This window comes from Streptomyces speibonae (genome assembly GCF_984686075.1).
Genome location: NZ_OZ480260.1, coordinates 3927701 through 3948208, shown reverse-complemented (window position 1 = coordinate 3948208; position 20508 = coordinate 3927701). Strand labels below are relative to the sequence as shown.

The 20508-nt window shown below is 67.9% G+C and carries 25 protein-coding genes, 1 tRNA gene and 2 pseudogenes; 19 read left to right on the top strand and 9 right to left on the bottom strand.

Features of this window, described 5'->3' with window-relative positions; translation table 11 throughout:
- Positions 1-23: 23 nt before the first annotated feature.
- The 4 genes and pseudogenes from AC5L3C_RS17775 to AC5L3C_RS17760 form a co-directional block, all read right to left on the bottom strand.
- Positions 24-566 (bottom strand): DUF1707 SHOCT-like domain-containing protein, encoded by a 543-nt coding sequence (locus AC5L3C_RS17775; RefSeq protein WP_125505179.1) that lies wholly within the window; start codon positions 564-566, stop codon positions 24-26.
- 508 nt (positions 567-1074) lie between these two features.
- Positions 1075-1262 (bottom strand): annotated as a pseudogene (locus AC5L3C_RS17770) (hypothetical protein).
- A 125-nt stretch (positions 1263-1387) separates the two neighbouring features.
- Complete coding sequence (locus AC5L3C_RS17765) at positions 1388-2314, bottom strand: SCO4651 family lipoprotein (RefSeq protein ID WP_493649855.1); 927 nt, start codon at positions 2312-2314, stop codon at positions 1388-1390.
- Between the two features lie 305 nt (positions 2315-2619).
- Positions 2620-3375, bottom strand: a complete 756-nt coding sequence (locus AC5L3C_RS17760; protein WP_493649854.1) for a GntR family transcriptional regulator — start codon at positions 3373-3375, stop codon at positions 2620-2622.
- A gap of 80 nt (positions 3376-3455) precedes the next feature.
- On the opposite strand from AC5L3C_RS17760, the gene AC5L3C_RS17755 reads away from it, so the two are divergent.
- The 6 genes from AC5L3C_RS17755 to AC5L3C_RS17730 all read left to right on the top strand — a co-directional run bounded on the left by AC5L3C_RS17755 (position 3456) and on the right by AC5L3C_RS17730 (position 7963).
- Positions 3456-3734, top strand: coding sequence for a hypothetical protein (locus AC5L3C_RS17755; protein WP_493649853.1), 279 nt, complete (start codon positions 3456-3458; stop codon positions 3732-3734).
- A 451-nt stretch (positions 3735-4185) separates the two neighbouring features.
- Positions 4186-4512, top strand: coding sequence for a hypothetical protein (locus AC5L3C_RS17750; protein ID WP_493649852.1), 327 nt, complete (start codon positions 4186-4188; stop codon positions 4510-4512).
- The gene (locus AC5L3C_RS17745) at positions 4481-5212 is read left to right on the top strand and encodes a GntR family transcriptional regulator (RefSeq protein ID WP_493649851.1); all 732 of its coding nucleotides are present in this window, start codon (positions 4481-4483) and stop codon (positions 5210-5212) included. Before AC5L3C_RS17750 ends, AC5L3C_RS17745 begins: the two co-directional genes overlap by 32 nt.
- Positions 5209-5517: a hypothetical protein gene (locus AC5L3C_RS17740; protein ID WP_493649850.1), complete on the top strand. Its 309-nt coding sequence runs from the start codon at positions 5209-5211 to the stop codon at positions 5515-5517. The genes AC5L3C_RS17745 and AC5L3C_RS17740 overlap by 4 nt, the downstream gene beginning before the upstream one ends.
- 397 nt (positions 5518-5914) lie before the next feature.
- Positions 5915-7576 carry a P-loop ATPase, Sll1717 family gene (locus tag AC5L3C_RS17735; protein ID WP_493649849.1) on the top strand — a complete coding sequence of 554 codons (1662 nt, stop codon included), beginning with the start codon at positions 5915-5917 and terminating at the stop codon, positions 7574-7576.
- Positions 7577-7609: 33 nt separating this feature from the next.
- Positions 7610-7963, top strand: a complete 354-nt coding sequence (locus AC5L3C_RS17730) for a 4-fold beta flower protein (protein ID WP_493649848.1) — start codon at positions 7610-7612, stop codon at positions 7961-7963.
- A 350-nt stretch (positions 7964-8313) separates the two neighbouring features.
- Here the strand turns inward: AC5L3C_RS17730 and AC5L3C_RS17725 are convergent, their stop codons facing one another.
- Positions 8314-8688, bottom strand: a complete 375-nt coding sequence (locus AC5L3C_RS17725) for a hypothetical protein (RefSeq protein WP_493649847.1) — start codon at positions 8686-8688, stop codon at positions 8314-8316.
- The gene (locus tag AC5L3C_RS17720) at positions 8685-9146 is read right to left on the bottom strand and encodes an NUDIX hydrolase (protein ID WP_493649846.1); all 462 of its coding nucleotides are present in this window, start codon (positions 9144-9146) and stop codon (positions 8685-8687) included. Before AC5L3C_RS17720 ends, AC5L3C_RS17725 begins: the two co-directional genes overlap by 4 nt.
- Positions 9147-9164: 18 nt before the next feature.
- Between AC5L3C_RS17720 and AC5L3C_RS17715 the strand changes: the two genes are divergently transcribed.
- The 11 genes from AC5L3C_RS17715 to AC5L3C_RS17665 all read left to right on the top strand — a co-directional run bounded on the left by AC5L3C_RS17715 (position 9165) and on the right by AC5L3C_RS17665 (position 16317).
- The gene (locus AC5L3C_RS17715) at positions 9165-9944 is read left to right on the top strand and encodes a GntR family transcriptional regulator (protein WP_493649845.1); all 780 of its coding nucleotides are present in this window, start codon (positions 9165-9167) and stop codon (positions 9942-9944) included.
- A gap of 138 nt (positions 9945-10082) precedes the next feature.
- The gene (locus AC5L3C_RS17710; protein ID WP_493649844.1) at positions 10083-10439 is read left to right on the top strand and encodes an SCO3933 family regulatory protein; all 357 of its coding nucleotides are present in this window, start codon (positions 10083-10085) and stop codon (positions 10437-10439) included.
- Positions 10440-10442: 3 nt separating this feature from the next.
- Positions 10443-11798 (top strand): FtsK/SpoIIIE domain-containing protein, encoded by a 1356-nt coding sequence (locus AC5L3C_RS17705; RefSeq protein ID WP_493649843.1) that lies wholly within the window; start codon positions 10443-10445, stop codon positions 11796-11798.
- 81 nt (positions 11799-11879) lie between these two features.
- On the top strand, positions 11880-12536 hold the full coding sequence (locus AC5L3C_RS17700; RefSeq protein WP_493649842.1) for a DUF2637 domain-containing protein: 657 nt from the start codon (positions 11880-11882) through the stop codon (positions 12534-12536).
- An 18-nt stretch (positions 12537-12554) separates the two neighbouring features.
- Entirely contained in the window at positions 12555-12749 is a 195-nt protein-coding gene (locus tag AC5L3C_RS17695) for a hypothetical protein (RefSeq protein ID WP_493649841.1), read from the top strand.
- Position 12750: 1 nt separating this feature from the next.
- Positions 12751-12942, top strand: coding sequence for a mobile element transfer protein (locus tag AC5L3C_RS17690; RefSeq protein ID WP_493649840.1), 192 nt, complete (start codon positions 12751-12753; stop codon positions 12940-12942).
- A 12-nt stretch (positions 12943-12954) separates the two neighbouring features.
- Positions 12955-13110: a hypothetical protein gene (locus AC5L3C_RS17685; protein ID WP_493649839.1), complete on the top strand. Its 156-nt coding sequence runs from the start codon at positions 12955-12957 to the stop codon at positions 13108-13110.
- A 21-nt stretch (positions 13111-13131) separates the two neighbouring features.
- Complete coding sequence (locus AC5L3C_RS17680; RefSeq protein ID WP_493649838.1) at positions 13132-13452, top strand: SpdD-like protein; 321 nt, start codon at positions 13132-13134, stop codon at positions 13450-13452.
- 89 nt (positions 13453-13541) lie between these two features.
- On the top strand, positions 13542-14939 hold the full coding sequence (gene repSA, locus AC5L3C_RS17675; RefSeq protein ID WP_493649837.1) for a replication initiator protein RepSA: 1398 nt from the start codon (positions 13542-13544) through the stop codon (positions 14937-14939).
- Positions 14933-15151 carry an excisionase family DNA-binding protein gene (locus AC5L3C_RS17670; RefSeq protein ID WP_493649836.1) on the top strand — a complete coding sequence of 73 codons (219 nt, stop codon included), beginning with the start codon at positions 14933-14935 and terminating at the stop codon, positions 15149-15151. Before repSA ends, AC5L3C_RS17670 begins: the two co-directional genes overlap by 7 nt.
- Positions 15151-16317: a tyrosine-type recombinase/integrase gene (locus tag AC5L3C_RS17665; RefSeq protein WP_493649835.1), complete on the top strand. Its 1167-nt coding sequence runs from the start codon at positions 15151-15153 to the stop codon at positions 16315-16317. Before AC5L3C_RS17670 ends, AC5L3C_RS17665 begins: the two co-directional genes overlap by 1 nt.
- 80 nt (positions 16318-16397) lie before the next feature.
- On the opposite strand, the gene AC5L3C_RS17660 is transcribed toward AC5L3C_RS17665, so the two are convergent.
- Positions 16398-16471, bottom strand: a tRNA-Gly gene (locus tag AC5L3C_RS17660).
- Between the two features lie 507 nt (positions 16472-16978).
- Here AC5L3C_RS17660 and dcd point away from each other — a divergent pair.
- On the top strand, positions 16979-17554 hold the full coding sequence (gene dcd / locus AC5L3C_RS17655) for a dCTP deaminase (RefSeq protein ID WP_125505178.1): 576 nt from the start codon (positions 16979-16981) through the stop codon (positions 17552-17554).
- Positions 17551-17643: pseudogene (locus tag AC5L3C_RS17650) on the top strand (phosphoribosyltransferase); the annotation flags it as partial. The gene dcd and the pseudogene AC5L3C_RS17650, both read left to right, overlap by 4 nt.
- Before the next feature lie 146 nt (positions 17644-17789).
- Here AC5L3C_RS17650 and AC5L3C_RS17645 read toward each other — a convergent pair.
- Entirely contained in the window at positions 17790-18779 is a 990-nt protein-coding gene (locus tag AC5L3C_RS17645; protein ID WP_493649834.1) for a Yip1 family protein, read from the bottom strand.
- A gap of 86 nt (positions 18780-18865) precedes the next feature.
- Positions 18866-20341, bottom strand: coding sequence for a VCBS repeat-containing protein (locus AC5L3C_RS17640; protein ID WP_493649833.1), 1476 nt, complete (start codon positions 20339-20341; stop codon positions 18866-18868).
- Between the last annotated feature and the right edge of the window lie 167 nt (positions 20342-20508).

The following is a 20508-nucleotide window of genomic DNA, read 5'->3' as shown; positions in this document are numbered from 1 at the left end:
GGGCCGAAGCACCGGACGGGGCTTCAACGCAGGGCGTGGCGAATCTTCAAGCGTCCGTATCCCATGACCCCGGAGATTCGAATCGTCGGCCCGCCGGGCCGGGGCTGTCGCGGGATCTTGTAGCGCAGGTCCTTCCATCCCGTGCTCAGTCCTTCGACGTCGACCACCGCGTCCCGGGGCACCGTGATCCGGGCCCCGTCGGTTCCCAGTTGCAGCTCGATGTCGACGATCGGGTGCTCGATGACCGCCCGGGACAGGTCCAGGCGCACCCTTCCATATGCTGACTCGACCTTGAGGACCCGAGGCACCCGCCACGCGCCACGCCGCTTGATCCGCCCACCGGCGGCGGCGATCGTGGCAGTGCTTCCCGGTTGCTCCTCCGGGAGCGCGACCAGAGCGGACGCGAGTTCGCTCCGCGTCTTGGCGCTGAGCACCTGGTGGAGGTGCTCGTCCAACACCTCGTGTGGGATGAGCCCTTCCGCGTACGCCTCCTGCAGACGTCGCACGGCTGCCTCGCGGTCGCCTTCACGGATCAGTGAGGGCGATTCTTCCGGTAAGGAGGTCACGGGTTCACCGTACTGCCGAGTCGGCGAGGTAAACCCGTCAAGGCAGGCCCGGAGACCGGGGCGCCACCCGTCCCGCAAACCACCCTTTGCGTATGCGTCTTGGTGACCCTTTGCGCCCTGTGTGGCGCAGGCCACACGAATTGCGTCTCGCGATATGGGACGCCGGGGCAGGTTGATGCCTGCTGGGCACCCGAATGGCGCTGGTGTGGCGGCCTGGACTCGACTTAGGGCACGCCGAGGGCACGCCGCCCTCTGATTGGACTAGACAACAAGTAAGGCCCAGATCGGTGATCTGGGCCTTCTTCGTGGAGCGGGTGACGAGAATCGAACTCGCGCTCTCAGCTTGGGAAGCTGCGATCATTTGCGGCCGGTTCGGGCGCTGACCTGGACGAATGGTCGAGGTGCGGCCTCGTCGGGCTCGACTGCTTTCCCCGGGATCCCCCGCTGTTCCCCGCTGGATCTGGTGCGGTTGTGGTGCGCGCCGCTCGTCATCCACGCTCTAGGCCACCTACCGCTTCTGCGCCCGGTAGCGCTTCGGCAGCGCAGTGATCCGTGCGTAGTCCGCCTGGCCGTTGAGCTCGGCCACGAGATCGTCAGGACACACTCGTAGAGATCGCCCCACCAACGACGTCCCCGGTTCTCCCAGATCCGGTAACCACCCGGCACGCCCCGGGCGACGTGGCGTCTTCTGCTCACGGTTCCCCGTTTCCGGCCCACCCTCGTGCCGTCCTTTAGCGAGTCATCCCTGAACGGTCGTGAACGGCGCCGAATGGGACGGAAACTGAGACGGCGGGGGACAGGCGAGTCCTCCCGGGTGTTGCTCATCCTGCCTGTGTTTCGTCCACCTGCGCGCCGAGGTCAACGGTGTCTGCGGACGGTGGTGCCTCGATGGTCGCCGGCTGGTTAACGTCAAGGAAGGTGAAGGTCAAGTCGAGGGGTTCGCCGTCGACGAACTCCAGCGCCTTGCCCTCACCGCTCCGTGTGGCGTGTGTATCGCCCCGCATGCGGAACTGCCTGGTGTGGTTGTCATCGCCGATCCACAGATCCATGGTGAGCGTGCCCTCAATGCCTAGCGCTGTGAACTGATCAAGGCTGTTGATCTGGCGCTCCCGAGCCGCCTCGCTGGCGGCAGCATCACGGGCAGCGCCGATGCCGCTACTGGTGACCGTTCCCCTGTAGTGAGTGGTCCGGGTCCCGTCGATCGTCTCCGTCCCAATGCTTCGCACGTCCTTGGATGCGGTCAGGATCGTGGACTGCACGGCTGGGTTGCCTTCGATCTGACGCGGCAGTATGCCGTAGGACTGGTTGTCCACAGCGCTGCCTCCCCATACAGCCGGGTCGGCGCTGAACCAGCTCTTGCCGTCCAGCTTCTCGAAGTCGATCGCACTCCCGCTCACGTACATCACTTCGTCGACGAACCGGACCTCCAGCTGGCCGTCTCCACCCTGGTCGGTCGCGTTCATCTTCATACTCATGGTCAGGGGTTCCGTGTTCATGGATGCCTCGGCCTCCAGCCGGCCCTTATCCGGCACGGTCCCGGTGACCCGGTAGTGGAGCGACGTGATGCGCTCGGAGTTCGCCGCCGCCTTCGCCACGGCCGTAGCGGGCGTCACCCTGGACGAGCCCTGATTCGGAGAGTTACTCGCCGAGCCCTCTCCGCAGGCACTCGTTCCCCCAGCGAGCAGCACAGCGACGAAGGTCGCGCTCGTCACTCTGAGTGGTACACAACCACGCAATGAAATCGCCATAATTCCCCCCGGATTTGAGGTGGCTGACCCAAGCCAAGGCCGTGAGCGTATCCCGGCGTGTGCCCGGTGATCCGCTGGGTTCTGGTGGGTCATGCGCGACGGACCTACCCGCCTACCAACGCGAGCTTCTGGGGCCTCAGACTTTCAACTTGGGAAGCTCGGGGCACTTCGGGCTTGTTAAAGGGCTGACCTGTAGTGAAGCTGCGTCGGCGCCCGGTGGGCGGTCGCCTGGTTCCCCGTTGTTCCCCGTGGTCTCCCGCAGGATCTGGCACGCATCTGGCATGAGGTGGAGCACGCGCGCACGGCTATCGGTTGATCGGGATCTCGTAGACGATCTCGCAGAGCGCGACGGGCACGACGATGTCCGCGGTCTCGACGGGCCTCCCCTGGTCGCTGTAGTAGGTCCGCCGGATATGCGTGACGAGTGAGCCCTTCTGAATCCCCAGAAGTGAGGCCTCCTCGGCGGTGGCCTGCCTCGGCTCCGGTTGCTCCACGGCATGGCTGACGGTGATGCCGATCTCCGCCATGCGGTTCACGACCCCTGCCCCGGCGTGCGGCCCTCCCTCGGGGAGCACGACAAGCGTGCCACCGGTGAGGTCGTACGGCTCCCAGCTCGTCGACAGCTGAACCGGCCGGCCGTCGGCGAGGAACTCGTACGCGGTCCGCACGCACGGCTCGCCCTCGGCGATACCGAGCCGCGTGGCGACCTCTGCCGGCGCCGGAACCTTGGCCTCGGTCCGGCTCTCCCAGTCGCCCTGCCTGCCAACGGCCTTCATGTCCGCCCGGAACGGCGATCCGCTGGGCTGCTCACGCGCCGACGACCGGACCACCCGTACGCGCTGCCGTGGCTCGGCGACGTAGGTACCGGAACCGGCGCGGCCCTCCAGCACACCTTGGGAGATCAGCAACTCCTGTGCGCGGCGCACCACGTTGTCGCCGACGCCGTACTCCTCGGCGAACTGGGCGCGGGAGGGGAGCCGGTCCCCCGGCTCCCACTCGTGCTCCGCGATCCGCCGCCGTAGCTCGTCGGCGATGCGGAGGTAGGGCGGTTGCTCAGGCATATGGAAAATCTAGTCCACTAGCTCTAATCTAGTTAACTAGCTTCACTCAAAGTGATCGCCGCTAACCGGAGGGCTGCCCTGTGCCTGCTTCCAAGGAGCGCGCGGAGGCCATCGCCGCCCGGTTATCGGCCGTCGGGCTCGCCACGCGCGTGGAGGAGCGCGACGACTGCACGGCCATCGAGGCGGAGGTGCCGGAACCACTCTCCGCCGAGTCGTGGCGGGAGGTCCTGGACGCGGTGGCAACGGCAGACCGCTTCGGCCTCCTCGCCACCAGTTCGAACGACCGCACCCTGTGGGCGGTCGTACACAGAACGGTCCCCACGACGGGCGATGTCGGGGGACCGGGTCATCAGCGATAGGGGCTGAATACCGTGTTCAATCGTATCCGCCGTACCGCCTCGCGCCTCAGGGAGCGGTACCGCTACAAGGGCAGGCACCGCCGGTCCGCAACACCTGTGCGACCAGTGCCCGCCGCCCCGCAAGCCGCCCACGGCGCGGTGCTGTACCTGCGCCGACACCGCGAGCACACGTGCGTTCTCGCAGGCGAGGAGACGGCACTCGTCCGCCCGTACGTCCTGGCCAGCGAGGCCCGCACACGGCACCACTCGGCGCCCGCAACCTCCGCTCCACTCGCAGGCCCCTGGCACGCGTGGGCAGGTGACCACTGATGCCACCCCGCCCACAACCCCATAACCCCCAACCGGGACCCGACTCCTACCGGTCGACCTCCTGCCGCATCGGCACTCACCACGCCTGCGCGGAGTCGTCCCCGCTCACAGCGCCGGTAGACGTGCCGGTCATCTACGAAACTTGCACCTGCTCGTGCCACGCCATCGCCAACTGCCCGCCCCCGACAGAGGCAGCACGGTGAAGGCAACGGCACTCAGCGGCGCGGTGCTGTCCCCCGTCGAGATCACCTCGGCCAGCGTGCAGCTCGGCGACGTCATTCAGGTCGGCGGTCAGCAGTGCCGGGTGACCGACCTCTTCCAGCTGCCCGGCGGAGCGAAACGCCTTGTCTTCGACTCGGGCGAGCTGCTGACCATCCACGCCGGGACCCGACTCATGGCCCTCCGGCTCAGGCGAGTGAAAGGCGGTGAGCCCGCCCATGCCCTCGCGCCGCGACGCCATCGCCGATGACCTCCGGGACCGAATCACCACCGGTCGGCTCAAACCTGGCGAACGCCTGCCCTCTGAAGCACACCTGGCCGCGCGCTACATGGTCAGCACGCCCACGCTGCGGAACGCCCTCGCCGTGCTCCATACGGAAGGCCTCATCGAGAAGGTCCACGGGAAGGGAAACTTCGTCCGCCGTCCGGTCCGCAGGATCACGTACGTCGGAGGGCACCGAACACCGGACACGCACATCCCGGATCTCGCACCCCTGAGCATCACCGTCCACACCACTAGGGTCCGGGCCCGCGGACATCTCGCGGCCCTGCTGAAGACACCGGTTGGCAGCACCCTGACCGAAATCCTCTGTCTCGGCCGTGAGGACGAGAGACCACACAGCATGGCGCGTATCTACGTCCCCTGGGACCTGGCACCGGTCGCCGTACTCCGCGAGTCACTCCCGTACGAGGCAGTGGTGACGCGCCTGACGGAACTCCGCCCGCCGCCGGCTGAAGTCCGGGAGGAGATCAGCGTTCGCCTTCCGACGTCGGAGGAGGCATCCACTCTCCGGATCAGTTCCGCCCTGGCAGTCCTCGCCATCACTCGCCAGACGGCCGACGCCGCTGGACGCGTGATCGAGGCGGCTCTCCTGGTGCTCCCGGGAGACCGCGCCGACGCGGTGTTCACCACTCGATACGTGATCGACGAGAGGCCGATGGAAGGATGACGATGTCGAACGAGCTACGGCTCCTCCCCTGGACGGGGCCCGATGGCAAGCCGTGCTTCCTCAGCACCGATGACAACGACGGCCACTTGTCCCGCTTGGCCGACAACCTCGAGTCAGTACAACTCGGCATGGCGGCCGAACTCCTGCACCAGGCATTAGACCTCCTCGCCGATACCCACACGGACCAAGACGACCTGAGACTCCTGGCGAAGGACCTGACCGGGGCTCTGCGGGACACGCTCCGCGTTGCGGCCAGCCGCGGGCACCGCCTGGAGGGCAGGTCTACTGATCACCGCCCCCGCTGACCAGTGGGCCTGAAGAAGCCCACGGCTCTGACCAGTTCAGCTGCCGTGGGCTTCTGTCGTTGCGGTCGGCGTCGGTTGACCTCGTACGGCCCAGTAGACAGCCCAGGTGGCGTTGACTGCCAAGTGCTTAGAAGATGCCAGCACACCTTGGCAAGTCCACTCGATCGGCCTACACCGGCATCATACTGGGCCGTTGATTCTGCTGCCGTCCGTCGTCGTTGCCGTCAGCACTGCCGTCACTGCCGTCAGCGGTGCTGCCCAGTAACCAACACCGACTAGGAGCTCGGGTCAGGGACTGTGTGGCTCCCTGATCCTGCAATGAGCCCGTACGAACACCTAACTCGATGCCAAGAACAGCGTTACGATGTGAGCTTCGTCATGCCTTGAGGGGGGCTGGATGCGGTCTGGTGGGGCCCGTGGTTCGAACTTCAGTATCGGCGGAGAGCAAGCGGAGGCAGATCCGCTGCTCATGGAAGCATTCTACGAATCTGACGACTACCGGACAGTTTCCTCGAAAGAGGACCCGCGCTGTTTCGTAATCGCGCGAACAGGAAGCGGGAAATCTGCCCTCCTGCAGAGGCTGGAGGAAGAAAACTCCGACCATGTTGTTCGTGTGGCGCCCGAAGACCTTTCGTTGAACTACATCACCAATCTTGGAGTGATGCGCTACCTGGATGAACTAGAGGTTAGCCTCGATCCATTGTTCATCGCTCTTTGGAAGCACGTTCTCCTGGTCGAGCTCATTCGACACAGATACAAGGTCGATTCTTACGCGGCCAAAATGAATTTTTTAAGTTCACTACGCGACAAGATTAAGCGGGACCCGGGCAAGAGGCATGCCCTTGATTATTTGGAAGAATTCCAGGACCGTTTTTGGGTAGAAGCCGACGAGCGCGTCCGTGAAATCACGGAGAAGTTCGAAGAGAAAATCAATAAAGAGGCGAAAGGAAGCCTCAAGGTTGCAGGAAATTCTGCGGCTAGCGCAACAGCAACGGTTGGCGCAGGCCAGGCTGACACTTTCTCGACGGAGACCCGCCGTGAGCTAACTGACCGATTTCAGCGCGTCGTCAATGAGACGCAAATGGCCCGTCTCAATAAAATGCTGAAGGTCCTAGATGAGGATATCCTCGATAGTCGCCAGAACTTCACGTACGTAGTTATCGACGACCTCGATCGAGACTGGGTCGACGAGAAGATTGCGAACGCCCTCATCCGCTGCCTTTTCAGAGCAGTACTCGACTTGCATCGTGTCAGAAACCTGAAAGTAATCGTTGCACTGAGGACCAACATCTTCGAAAACCTCGACTTCGGGCACAGGACAGGGGGTCAGGAAGAGAAGTTCCGCTCACTTTCCCTACACATGCGGTGGGGGCCGGCTGAACTGCGTGACCTTGTCAGCAGTCGGCTACGCATCGCTTCCGCCAAACAAGGCACGCAGAATAACTCTATATCTGAGGTCCTGCCGCGCAGAAACACAACGCGCGGGGACGCTTTTGATTACATGTTGGCGAGAACGCTAATGCGGCCGCGGGACATCATTGCCTTCGTCAATGAGACATTTGTCATCTCCTCGGGCAGTGGAAGGGTCTCATGGGAGGATATTAAGAACGCAGAAGACTCCTATTCCTACAAGCGGCTACTCGCCTTGCGTGACGAGTGGAAGATGTCCTATCCAGACATTGACCGTGTTTTCACGGCATTCAATGGTGCGGTAGTTCCAATGTCGCGTGAAGAGTTCACTAGACGACTCGATGATGCCGCCCTTTTGCTGGCCGATCCTTACTTCAGGGGCGCTGAGTGGCTGGACTACATGACCTCTTCCATGTGGAATAACCCTGCAGGGAGTTGGGCCGAGTGGTATGGGCCGTTGGCGTCCCTGTTGTACAATATCGGATTCATCGGATGTACTACGGGTCGGCAAGGTACAGTCCGTTACGTTCGCACATTCCCGGAGTTCGCTGAGAGAGTGAGCAATCTTGAGGCGACTGTGGGATTCACTATTCATCCGGCATTTCAAGCTGCTCTGGACGTGAGGCTGGACGGTCTTCGGCACGGCTAGGGGCGATCAAGCGGCTTAGGTGGAGATGCGTGAGTGGATCCAATTTATGACCGGTCGGGTTATTTTTGCGCTTGGCTTCAGCAGGGTGTTATCTGGAATCCTTGTGGGGAGCCGCTCGCATACATCCGTGGCAATTGGATTATCAGCTGTCGAGGTCGGCACGTGGGGCAGCTGATCAACGGCTATCTTCGAGATCAGCACGGCGCATCGGTTGCTTGGATGGCTGGAGCTGCGGGGGGCCCAATAACTCCTGTTCCTTCCCTGCCGCCTCCCCCTCCGGTGCTGCAGGAGCTTCCTCCGTACCCCGTAGTTGGAGTTCAGCCGGTATCTCCTGTGGCTTCTCTTGCGTGGTCGCGAAGCAGTTGGGACGCATTCATCGGCGGCTGAGGCCTTACGGACGAGGTCGGTGGAACGGCTTTGGGCGGGAGCTGCTTTGGGGCGAGTGGTCATGGCCCCGTAAGCTTCCGGCGCGTCGGGCAGTCTGTGGACCTGCCCGTTAAAGCACGACGTTGGGGCCATGATATTAGAGGCTCGCCCCAAAGTGGCTGCCTAAAGCCGTGGAGCCGACCGCCCCAGCCACAGAGGGTGTCTCCCACTTCATGCCCGCAGCCGCCGAGCGCGCCGCCGGGCGCGGCCAGCCGGGGCGTAGACAGGAGGCAGGCCGCGCCGCAGAGGCGGCGCGCGCCCGCGCCGTGCGCGGGCCTTGATGAAGTAGGGAAAGTCTTATCCCGCTGGGGCTACAGGGCTCTGTCGCGGTCGGCTCGGTACTCATCGAGGAGGCTGAAGAACAGCTCGACCGCGGGTACGCCCGTCGCTTCGGCTTCGCGCTCGATCTCGGCGGCCCATCCCAGGGAGCTGTGTTGACCGAGTCGCTGCCACAGCCACTCGGCGAACGGGCCTTGAGTTCCAGGGCTCCAGAAGTCGAAGTCCTCGTCGATGCCGTGTACGGCCATCGCGACTCGGTAGCCGATCAGCAGGGAGTCGAGATGCTGAAGAGAGCCGCCGCGCAGCCACATGACGGGGCGAAGTCGTACCTCATCGAGGAAGTCGTGGACGTTGGACAGTTGAGTGAGATGCCTCGGCTGCCGACGTGCGCCACTCGGTTCTGTCATCGGCTGAGCAGTTGCTTGCCGTCGTGGCTTCGTACGTGGGGGCCGTTGCCGTCCAAGGCGTCCAGGAGTCTGATCGCGTAGACCTCGGCCATGCGCTCGCTGACCTCGTCGGGGGTGAGCCAGGAGACGGCTGTTGACTCGCTCGATGTGCGTTCGGTGCCGCCGGAGGGCTTGCAGCGGAAGACCAGGGCGACGACGCCTCGGGTGGTGTTCTTGTAGACGCCGGTGAGTTGGTCCACCTCGACGTGGATGCCGGTCTCCTCCAGGACCTCGCGGGCTACGCCGGCCTCGGGGGTTTCGTCGAGTTCGAGTACGCCGCCGGGGAGCTCCCAGGTGCCGTTGTCGGCTCGGCGGATGGCCAGGAGGCGGCCGTCCTCGCGCACCACGACTCCGGCGACGGATACGGAGTGCAGGGGTGAGGGCGTTGCTTCCTGTGATTGACTCATGTACAGGAGCATAGGAGGCGGAGAGACGCTATGGGAACTGCGGTCGAGGGAGGCAGGTCGGGGCCTCGGTACGTGCAGATCGCCGATGAGATCGTGCAGCAGATCCGGGCCGGCGTGCTCAAGCCCGGTGACATGGTGCCGAGTGAGTCGGAGCTGGTGGAGCGTTACGGCGTCTCGGGCGGCACGATCCGTAAGGCCATGGTCGAGGTGCGGGCGAGCGGGCTCGTCGAGACCCGGCACGGCAAGGGCTCGATCGTGAAGGACCGGCCGCCGGTGCGGCATCGTTCCTCGGATCGGTTCCGGCGGTCCCTTCGGCAGGGTGGCAAGGCTGCGTACCTCGCTGAGTCGGCACAGTCCGGTGCCACGGCCAAGGTGAGCGTCCTCTACATCGGGCCCATGGAGGCCCCCGAGGACGTTGCCCGGCGGCTCGGTGTTCCCGTCGGCGCCCAGGTGCTCGCGCGTCGGCGTCTCTACTTCCGCAACGGCACCCCGGTCGAGACCGCCTCCTCCTACCTCCCGTGGGACGTCGTCAAGGAGATCCCGGAACTGTTCGCCGAGAACCCCGGCGGCGGGGGCATCTACGCCCGACTTGAAGACCACGGCCATGAGTTCGCCGAGTTCGTCGAGACGCTGCAAGCGCGACCGGCCTCCAAGGCGGAGGCGACCGAGCTGGCGCTCAGCCCCGGCGCGCCGGTGGTTCATCTGATCCGTGAGGCTCGCACGACGGCCGGTCTCGTGGTCGAGGTCTGCGACACGCTCATGGCCGCTGACCAGTTCGTTTTCGAGTACCGGATCCCCGCGGCCGACTGACGCACGCTCAACTCCCCGCAGCCCGTCGCGACTTCACTGCCGCGGCGGGTTGACTCATGTATAGGAGTGAGGCACTCTTCTTCTCATCACTCATGTACATGAGTGGCGGAGTTCAGCATCTATAGAGGAGTGATCGCTGTGCGTCAGATTCCCGTGGAGACGTCCGGTGCCACCGTGATGGTCGCCAAGGCCCCGCAGCCCAAGGTGAAGGACCGCCGTACCGGTGAGATCGCCACTGACATGGAGACCGGTGTGAAGCTGATGACGGTCGACGTGATGTTCGCGGCCAACGACGAGGTGGAGATCCTGTCCATCACCGTTCCGGAGACCGGCTTCTCCGGTGAGCTGGCCATGGGTACCCCGGTCGCGCTCACCGGCCTGGTCGCCCGGCCGTGGGAGAACGAGTTCAACGGCCAGAAGCGGCACGGGATCGCCTTCCGCGCGGTCGCCGTCACGTCGCTGGTCGACATCGACTCGGCCTCGAAGGCGGCCTGAGCCATGACGTGGCCGACGGTCTTACTGCTGGTGGTCGTCGCCGCTGCGGGTCTCCTGCGGTGGCGGCGCCCCGCCTGGTACTGGCTGACCTTCGGGGTCGCCCTCGCTGTTCTGCGGGTCCTGGTCCGCTACGCCTCGGTCATGGACGCCTGTGGCCTGACGGTCCCGCCCTCGCGCTGGCGCCTGGCACTGGCCCGGATGACCAACCGCCCGGCGCCAGAGTCCCGCGCACCGCGCATCCTGCGGGTACGGCCCACCCGTACCGGACTGGTTCTGCGGCTCAAGCTCCGTCCCGGTCAGGACGCCTTCGACGTCGCCGCCGCCTCGGATCGGCTGCGCCACTCCTTCGGGGTGTACGGCGTCACCTCCCGTGAGCTGCGCTCGGGCGTGGTCGAGATCCGGATGACCGGCTACGACGTGCTCAAGCGGGTGCAAATGCCTGCCAAGACCGACACTCGTCCGATGCGGGTTCCGGTGGCGCTGCGGGAGGACGGTTCGGTCCACTACCGCGACTACCGTGCCGTTCCGCACGGGCTGACCCTCGGAGCGACTGAATCCGGGAAGTCGGTCTACCAGCGCAACCTCGTCGCCGGGCTCGCCCCGCAGCACGTCGCGCTGGTTGGCATCGACTGCAAGCAGGGAGTCGAGCTGTTCCCGCTGGCGCGCCGGTTCTCCGCGCTCGCCGACAACCCTGACACCGCGCTGGAGTTGCTGGAGGCGCTGGTGTCCCACATGGGGGGCGTGTATCAGCTCATCCGGGCTGAGCAGCGCGTCAGCGTCGCGGTGCCGGATGCGGAGATCGCCGCCGACATCTGGGACCTGCCCGAAGACCTGCGACCGGTGCCGGTCGTGGTCCTGGTCGACGAGGTCGCCGAACTCGCCCTCTTCGCGAGCAAGGAGGAGGAGAAGCGGCGGGACCGGATCATCACCGCCCTGGTCCGCCTCGCCCAGCTCGGCCGCGCGGCCGGCATCTACCTGGAAATCTGCGGGCAGCGCTTCGGCTCTGAACTCGGCAAGGGCATCACCATGCTCCGCGCCCAGCTCACCGGCCGTACCGCCCACCGCGTCAACGACGAAACCTCGGCGAACATGGCCTTCGGCGACATCGCCCCGGACGCCGTCCTCGCCGCGATCCAGATCCCCGCCGAGACGCGCGGGCTCGCCATCGCCGGCGACTCCACCGGTGGTTGGCACCGCATCCGCGCCCCGCACACCTCGCTGCGGCAAGCCGTGAACACCTGCAACAAGCACGCCGACCGCACCCCGGAACTCCCGGCCCTAGCCGCGTTCCGGCCTGCGGTTGCCGCGCTGCCGTCGGCCCGGGTGCCGCTGTCCAAGACGGCACCCGCCTCCGCCTGACCTCTCCACATCCCACGGTCGGCGCGACCGCTTCGCGCCGGGTCCCTACCCCCGCCATGCCTGATCACAGGAGGAGCCGTCATGTCCCGCCCCGCCTTCCGCGTGGATGCCGTGCTCGTTCAGGCCGTCATCGCCGGGGCACTGTCCTTCGCCCACCTGCACGACCTCGCCGCCGCTGCTGGACAGGACGGATGGAAGGCCTGGGCCTACCCGGTCTCCGTGGACCTGCTCCTGGTAGCCGCCTGGCGACGGCTCCGTACGGATGGGCCCTCCCGGCTGGCCTGGTGCTGGTTCCTCATCGCACTGGTCGCCTCCCTCGGGGCCAACGTCGCCACCGCCGGGCTCCTCGACCTCGGCGACGTACCGGCCTGGCTGCGCATCCTCGTCGCCGCCTGGCCCGCCCTGGCCTTCATGGGCGGCACGCTCCTCGCCCACTCGTCCGCTGGCCACGCCTCGGCTTCGCCGGACCCCGCGCCAGGGACGGACCTCGTGCCCGAGGTCGAACCCGAGCCGTCCCCGGTCGACTCCGCCGACGCTGCCCCGTCCCTCCCGCCCGTCCACTCCGCTCCCGCTCCGCCGGCGGCCGTTCCGGTCCCGGCCGCGCTGGTCGACCACGCCCGCAAGGTCGCCGCCGACCACCACGAGCGCACCGGGGCCCGGATCGACACCGACACCCTGCGCGCCCGCCTCGGCGTCCCGCCACACCTGGCCGACGCCATCGCCGCCCAGCTCGCCTGACCCGAAGGGAGACACCTCGTGCTCGTCGACCCGGCCGACCTGACCGCAGCCGACCACCTCGACGCCGCCCGCGAGATGGCCGCCGCGAACCGGCCCTTCCTCGCCTACCTGCTCGCCGAGGAGGCCGCCCGCCTCACCGCCGACCCGGTCACCGCCGCCGAGATCCGCGCGGCCTTCCCCGACCCGAACCTGACCCGAACGGAGACCGACTGACATGCCCGCCCGTGACTTCTTCCACTCCGTGATGCGGATCGGCCCGGTGCAGATCGGCACCCACCGCGACCGTAATGGCCAGACCAAGCACGCCGCCGTGTGCAGCAACGACGGCTGCGGCTGGTCCGCCGACTACTCCAGCCAGTCCGCCGCCCAGCTCGCCGCCCGCACCCACCGCTGCCGCGTCCGCTAGGAGGCCACCGCCATGGACGTCCCGCTCTGGCTCGCCCTGATCGTCGTCGGCTGGCTCGGCGTCAAGCTCATCCGCCCGCCCTGGTGGCTGATCGCCGTGCTCCTCCTCGGCGGCTTCCTCCTCGCCGACAGCGTGCTGGCCCCGCTCATCGACACCGCCGTCAAGTAACCCGCGAAAGGAGATCCGCTCATGTTCCGACCCAAGCTCCCGACCATGCCCCAGCCCACCGGCACCGTCACCCCGCCTGTCGTCGTCGAGCCGACCACGATCACACCCGGCACTTCGACCCCGCCGACGGCCACCGTCCCCGCCCCGGCCCCCGCCCGGCCCACAGTGCAGCTCACCCCCGGCACCGCGCTCGCCCTCGTCGGCGGCGGCACGGCCGTCGTCCTGGTCGTCGGCGCCGTCCTGGTCTCCCTGCTCCTGGCCGTCGCCATCACCGGCGCCTCCGTCGCCGTGTGCGCCCTGGTGATCCGCTCCCTCGTCCACGCCGACGCCAAGCGTCGCTGACCGGCCCCCGGGCGGCCTCGATACCGCCAAGCATCCGCCGCCCGGGAGCCGTCCCTGTCCGATCTCTCAACCGGAAGGAAGCACCCAGCATGGCGCACCGCGCCCTGTCCGCGCCTGAACCTCCGCTCGACCCGACCACCCTCGGCGACCTGCTGCGGGTGGCCTCGGCCGATGACTACACCCGATGGGAAGACCAGATACGTCGCACCGGCGGCTGCGCCGACCCCGTCCACCTCACCGGCTGGACCCTCCACAAGGACAAGACCACCGGCGAGACCCTGCACCACTACACCACCGCCGATGAACCCGGCGGACGCCTCCGCCTCGCCTGCGGCAACCGCCGCGCCTCCCGCTGCCCGTCCTGCGCCTGGACCTACGCGGGCGACACCTACCACCTCATCCGCGCCGGCCTCGCCGGTGACGACCGCCGCGATATCCCCACCACCGTCCGCGATCACCCGCGCGCCTTCGCCACCCTCACCGCACCCTCGTTCGGCCCGGTCCACAACCGGCCCGATCACGGCGTCTGCCGCTGCGGCACCCGCCACACCCCCGACGCGCCCGAGCTGGGCACCGCCCTCGACCCGGCGACGTACGACTACGCGGGCGCCGTCCTCTTCAACAACCACGCCGGGCAGCTCTGGCAGCGCTTCACCACCCGGCTCCGCCGCGAACTCGCCGCCCGCGGCGGCCTTCCCCGCCGGGAACTCGCCGGTCACCTCCGTCTCTCGTACGGCAAGGTCGCCGAGTTCCAGAAGCGGGGCGCCCTGCACTTCCATGCCGTGCTCCGGCTGGACGGGCCGGAGGGCCCTGGAGCACCGCTGCCCGCGTGGGCCACGGTCGGGGTCCTCGCCGACGCGATCCGTGCGGCAGCCGCACACTCCTACACCTCGGTCTCCGTCCCGCCCGCCGGGGACCAGCCGGCCCGGACGTTCCGCTGGGGCACACAGCTCGACGTGCGGCCGGTCAAGGCGTTCGGGGACGGCTCCGACATCACCGAACAGGCCGTCGCCTCGTACGTCGCCAAGTACTCCACCAAGGCAGCGGAGAACACCGGCACCCTCGACCGCCGCATCGGGGAACTCTCCGAACTCGACCGCCACAGCGTGCCCGACCACACCCGCTGCCTCATCACCGCCTGCCGCGACCTCGACCCGCTGTATCCGGAACGGCGCCTGTGGGCCTGGGCGCACATGCTCGGCTTCCGCGGCCACTTCTCCTCGAAGTCCCGCCACTACTCCACCACCCTCGGCGCCCTCCGCCAGGCACGCGCCGACTACCGCGCCGCACAGGACGCCGGAGCCCTCGGCCTGGACGACCGCGAGCCGGACACCGTCCTCGTCCTGACGGACTGGCAGTACGCCGGACACGGCCACACCCCCGGAGAATCCGCCCTCGCCGCCACCATCGCCCGGGACATCCGGCTCAACCGCGAGACCGCCCGCGAAGCACTCCGCGACCGAGCCGGGGCAGAGGGGGAGTGGTGACCGTGGAGCGACTCCTCACCGTGGACCAGGTCGCCGAACGCCTCGGTACGGGTGTCCGCTTCGCGCGGCGGCTCATCGAGGAGCGGCGCATCCGGTACGTGAAGGTCGGCCGGCATGTCCGCATCCCCGAGAGCGCCGTTCGCGACTACCTCGCCGCCCACACCGTGGAACCGGTGGGGCTCCGTCGCGCCGGACTGCGGAGGGCTGCCTGATGGCCAACAAGAAGGGCAGGCGTCGGCGCTTCGGCGCGGTGCGGCAGTACCGGTCCGGCCGGTGGACGGCTTCGTACCTCGGGCCCGACGGTGAGCGCGTCCGTGCTGAGGAGACCTTCGCGACCAAGAAGGACGCCGAGATCTGGCTGTCCCAGGTCGAGGCGGATCTCAGCCGCGGGGACTGGCGCGCTCCCGACGCCGGTGCGGTCAACTTCGGTGTCTACGCCGAGAAGTGGGTCGAGGAGCGGGAGTTGGCCGTCCGGACCGAGGATCTGTACCGGCACCTGCTGCGCCTGTACATCCTCCCGACGTTCGGCGGGCTCGACCTGGACGAGATCACGGCTCCTCGCGTACGTGAGTGGCGAGCCGAACGGCTCCGCGCCACCAAGGCCAAGACCACCGTGGCCAAGGCGTATCGCCTCCTCAAGGGCATCCTTGAGACGGCCGTCGACGATGACCTGATCACGCGTAACCCGTGCCGGATCAAAGGGGCGGGCAAGGAGTCGGCGGCGGAACGGCGCATCGCCACCGTCGCCCAGGTCGACGCGCTCGCCGACGCGATCGGCATCCGCTGGCGGCTCATGGTCTACCTCGGCGCCTACGGTCCGATGCGACCGGAGGAACTGGCGGGCCTGCGCCGTCGGGACGTCGACGTCGACAACCTCGTGATCCGCGTGCGCGTCGCCGAGCCGGAGCGGACCAACGGCAAGCGGGCTCCGGGGCCGACCAAGTCCGACGCGGGTGCTCGTGTGGTCGTTCTGCCGCCCTTCCTCCGGAAGGAGGTGAGGCGTCACCTCGACTGGTTCGCCGAGAAGGGCCCGGACGGGCTGGTCTTCGTGGGGGAGAAGGGCGCGGCCTTCCGGCGTACGACCTTCGGGCGGAAGTGGCGACGGGCCCGTGCGGTCGCCGGTCTCCCGGACGGCTTCCGCTTCTACGACCTCCGCCACACCGGACACACCCTGTCCACCCGCTCGGGCGCCACCCTCCGGGACACGATGGTGCGCGCCGGCCAGTCCTCCGAGAAGGCGGCGTTGATCTATCAGCACTCCGACGAGGAGCGGCAACGGGAGGTCGCCGCCGGACTGGACGACCTCGTACGCGCCGAGCGTGCGAAGCACCACACCGACGACCGTGCGCACCACAGGGAGGAACCGTCGGCGGGCTAGTGGTGCGGTTGTGGTGCGGCGCCCCGCTCGCCGGTCTGGACAACAAAGAACCCCCGGGCCTCTGGCCTGGGGGTTTCGCGTGGAGCGGGTGACGAGAATCGAACTCGCGCTCTCAGCTTGGGAAGCTGATGTTCTACCATTAAACTACACCCGCGTAAGATCCAGACCCCGTCGCACCGACCGTGTCCGGACGCTTGCTCACTCTACCTCATGCCTGGCCCCCGGTGTATCAACCCCCGGGGGCCTGACTGTGTTTCAGGCGAGGATGCGGCTGCGGGGGGCAGTCGTCGGGGCGTACCGTGAAGCAGAGGCGCGCGTGCGGGGTGCCGCCTGGAGGGTCGTTCCTTTGATCCCGTAACGTGGCTTTTGTCGTCAGGGCAGTTAGCCAGACGCGGCTCTTGGGGAAGGGACTCTTGGACTTGATGGAGCGCACCGTCGTCCGCTGTGCCGATGGGCACGTGTTCACCGCCGCCTCGTTCCCGATGCAGCAGGCCGAGCGACTCGGCCCCGGCCGGCTTCTGCGGTGTCCGCGCTGTGCGCGGCTTCGCAGTGTCGTGCCGGTCAGCCTGCAGAAGCGGTAGCACGGGGAGACAGACAGAGGGCGTGGGCGCGCGGGGCGGCCGGTTGTGGCCGCTGCGCGCGCCTTGCGTATTCTCGGGGCGTGCTTCTCTCAGACAAGGACATCCGGGCCGAGATCGACGCCGGACGGGTGCGGATCGATCCCTACGACGCATCCATGGTGCAGCCGTCCAGCATCGACGTACGCCTCGACCGTTACTTCCGGGTGTTCGAGAATCACCGGTACCCCCACATCGATCCCTCCGTCGAGCAGGTGGACCTGACCCGGCTGGTGGAGCCGGAGGGGGACGAGCCGTTCATCCTGCACCCCGGGGAGTTCGTGCTGGCCAGCACGTATGAGGTCATCACGCTGCCCGACGATCTCGCCTCGCGGCTCGAGGGGAAGAGCTCGCTGGGGCGGCTGGGGCTGGTCACCCACTCCACCGCCGGGTTCATCGACCCCGGGTTCTCCGGGCACGTCACCCTCGAGCTGAGCAACCTCGCCACGCTCCCGATCAAGCTCTGGCCCGGTATGAAGATCGGGCAGCTCTGTATGTTCCGGCTCACCTCGCCCGCCGAGCACCCGTACGGCAGTGAGCGGTACGGCTCGCGCTACCAGGGGCAGCGGGGGCCGACGGCCTCGCGGTCGTTCCTCAACTTCCACCGGACGCAGGTGTGAGCGGTGTGCGCGAGAACCTCAGCTACGAGCAGTTCGGCGTCGCCGTCCGCGAGCTCGCCCAGGCCATCGCCGACGACGGCCAACTTCCCGTGGAGCGTTCAGCCGCCGGTCGGGCGGCGGGACGGGCAGGTGCTCGACGCCTGAGGGCGGGTGAGGGGGCGTAGAGGCTTCTTCCCGGACATGAGACGAGGGGCCCCACGAGCGGGGGCCCCTCGTCTCATGTGCCGCGCGTGGGTCAGAACGTGCCCAGCTTCACGATCGACAGCAGGGCGACCAGCTGGATCGCGGACGCGCCCAGGGCCTTGGGCCAGCGCAGGTCGTGGGAGCGGCTGACCATGACCGTGAGGAGGGCGCCGGCCGCGACCCAGGTGGCCCAGCCGAGCATCTGGACGAAGGCCGCGTCGCCGCCGGCGAACATGGCGAAGACCAGGCGGGGCGCGTCCGTGATGGACATGATCTGCATGGAGAGGCCGACCGTGGGCTGCCACGCCCCGTCGCCGCCGAGCTGGCGGGCCAGGGTGTGGGTGACCACGCCGAGGATGAAGGCGCTGATCACCATCGCGACGGCCGTCGTCAGGACGATCGGGACCGCGTTGGAGAGCGTGGCGTTGATCGCGTCCTCGCGGGCGCCGTCGAAGCCGAAGACGGCGAGCAGGCCGTAGAGGAAGGTGACGATGAGGGCGGGGCCCCACATCGTGTAGTCGCGCATCTGGAGGAAGGTCTGCGCGGGGGACAGGACGATGCCCTTCAGCAGGTCCTTCCAGCGCAGCCGGGGACCGACCGGTCCGGGCGGCGCGGCCGAGCCGGCGCGGTAGGTCTCGCCCTGGTGGTAGGGGTCGTCGATGGAGAAGGCCTGGGTGTGGCCCGGGTTGTTCGCCGCGTACGGATCGTGCGGGGCGCCGCCGTGGGGGTGGGCGCCGTCGCCGAAGTACTCGGGCTCGCCGTGACCGCCGTACCCACCGGGTCCACCGGGTCCGCCGTGGCCGCCGTGCGCAGGCGGCCACGGGCTGCCGCCCCCGCCGCCGTTTCCGTACGTCGGCGGCTGCGGCGCCTGCGGGTAGCCGTACGACGGCGCCGGCGGCGTCTGCTGTCCGTGCGGCGCGCCGTTGTTGTTCCGTCCGCGTCCCATCCTGAATCCAGCCACGTCATCGAACGTACCTGGTCCGCGGCGGCCGTGTGCTGGACCCCCGCTTTCGGGCGGGGGTTTGCGGCCGAGCTGTGACATCCCCTAAGGGGTCGTCAGGCCCGGTGTCCGTCCTCCGTAGGGTCGCGGGTCGGTCCGGTCCTACGGAGGACGGAGGCGCGGGGCCGTCAGTCGGCGAAGTTGGAGCCGAAGTACGGCGTGCCCGACCTGGAGACGCCCGAGGTGTCCGGGGCGATGAAGCGGGAGCCGCTCGTGGTGATCTTCGTGCCGTTGGACGGCATGTAGACCATCGCGCCGTCGCCCTTGTCCTCGGCGGAGCCGACGATCAGGTCGGCCCTGCCGTCGCCGGTCACGTCGTCGAGCTTGACGTCCAGGCCGAAGCCGTCGTGGTCCTCGTTGCCGCCCGGGACGCCCGTGTTGTTCTGGTGGAAGGACTGGACGCCGGAGGTGGTGCTCAGCCCGTTCGCGGTGCCGTAGAGGATGACGACCATGCCGGTGTCGACCTCGGACTCGATGTCCTCGCCGGCGACGCCGATGACAAGGTCGAGGAAGGCGTCCCCGTTGATGTCACCGAGGTCGAGTTCGTACCCGAAGTAGTCGTTCTTCTCCGACGCGCCGGGGATGTTGCCGCTGTTCTGGGTGATGCCGGTGGCGGAGCCGGTGCGCGGGCCGGAGGCCGAGCCGGGGGTGACCCAGACCTTGCCGCCCTTGGCGGCGTCGGGGACCGGTGTGCCGTCCTCGAGTGTGGAGTCCCATCCGGCGCCGCTGACGATGTCGCCGAAGCCGTCCTGGTCGATGTCGCCGATCGCGGTGATGACGCCGGGCTTGAGGGCCTTGGCCGCGGACGCCTTCAGACCGGTGGTGGTGCCGGGGATGAAGTAGTTGCGGTTCCAGCCGTACGCGGAGGTGGTCTCGTAGCCGTCGACGACCAGGTCGGTCGCGCCGCCGTCGACGTCACCGGCGGTGAGGTTCAGCGGGCCGTCCACCTCGGCGCCCATGATGGGCGGGGTGATGGTGTAGCGGCCGCCGGACGTGCCCGCGGTGGTGAAGCCGCCCTTGAAGACGTGGATCTTGGCGTGGTCGGTGCCGACGGCCAGGTCGGCCTTGCCGTCGCCGTCGAAGTCGCCGGCGGCGAGGTTCTTGCCCCACAGGTCGTGGGCGGAGGGCGTCGGGTCCTCGACGGTGATGCTCTTGCCGGTGATCCCGGAGGCCGAGCCCCACAGGATGCTGAGCAGGCCGGCGTCCTTGTCGCTCCCGAGGTCCTCGTAGGGGGCGGAGACGGCGACGTCGTCGTAGCCGTCGCCGTTGAAGTCGGCGAAGGCGTGGTCGTAGCCGAAGTTGTCGTCGGTCTCGGCGCCGCCGGGGACGCCCTTGGTGTTCTGGCTGATGGTGTGGCGCTTGGCGGACGACACGCCGGTGGAGGTGCCGTACAGGACGGCGAACTGGCCGGCGCGGGCCTTGCCGCCGACGTAGGCGCCGGTGACCGAGGTGGCCACGTCGCCCCGGCCGTCGCCGTTGAAGTCGGCCAGCGCGACGTGCGTGGAGTCGGCGGCCGTCGCGGGCGAGGCGGCGAAGGTGAGCAGACCGCCCGTGAGCGCGACGGCGGTGGCCGAGGCGAGGGCGAGTCTCATGTGTCGGTGCATGCGGGTTCTCCCTGCGGCATGCGAGGGATGCCTGGCGGGCATCCGGAGTCGATGAGGTGCCGGGCGGCCGTCCGGGTTCGCCGGGAGTCCTTCCGCGGTTCACCGGGGGTTCGGTCATCCGGCGATCATGAGACCGGTGACGGGCGGGGAGGGTTGTACCGCTGTTC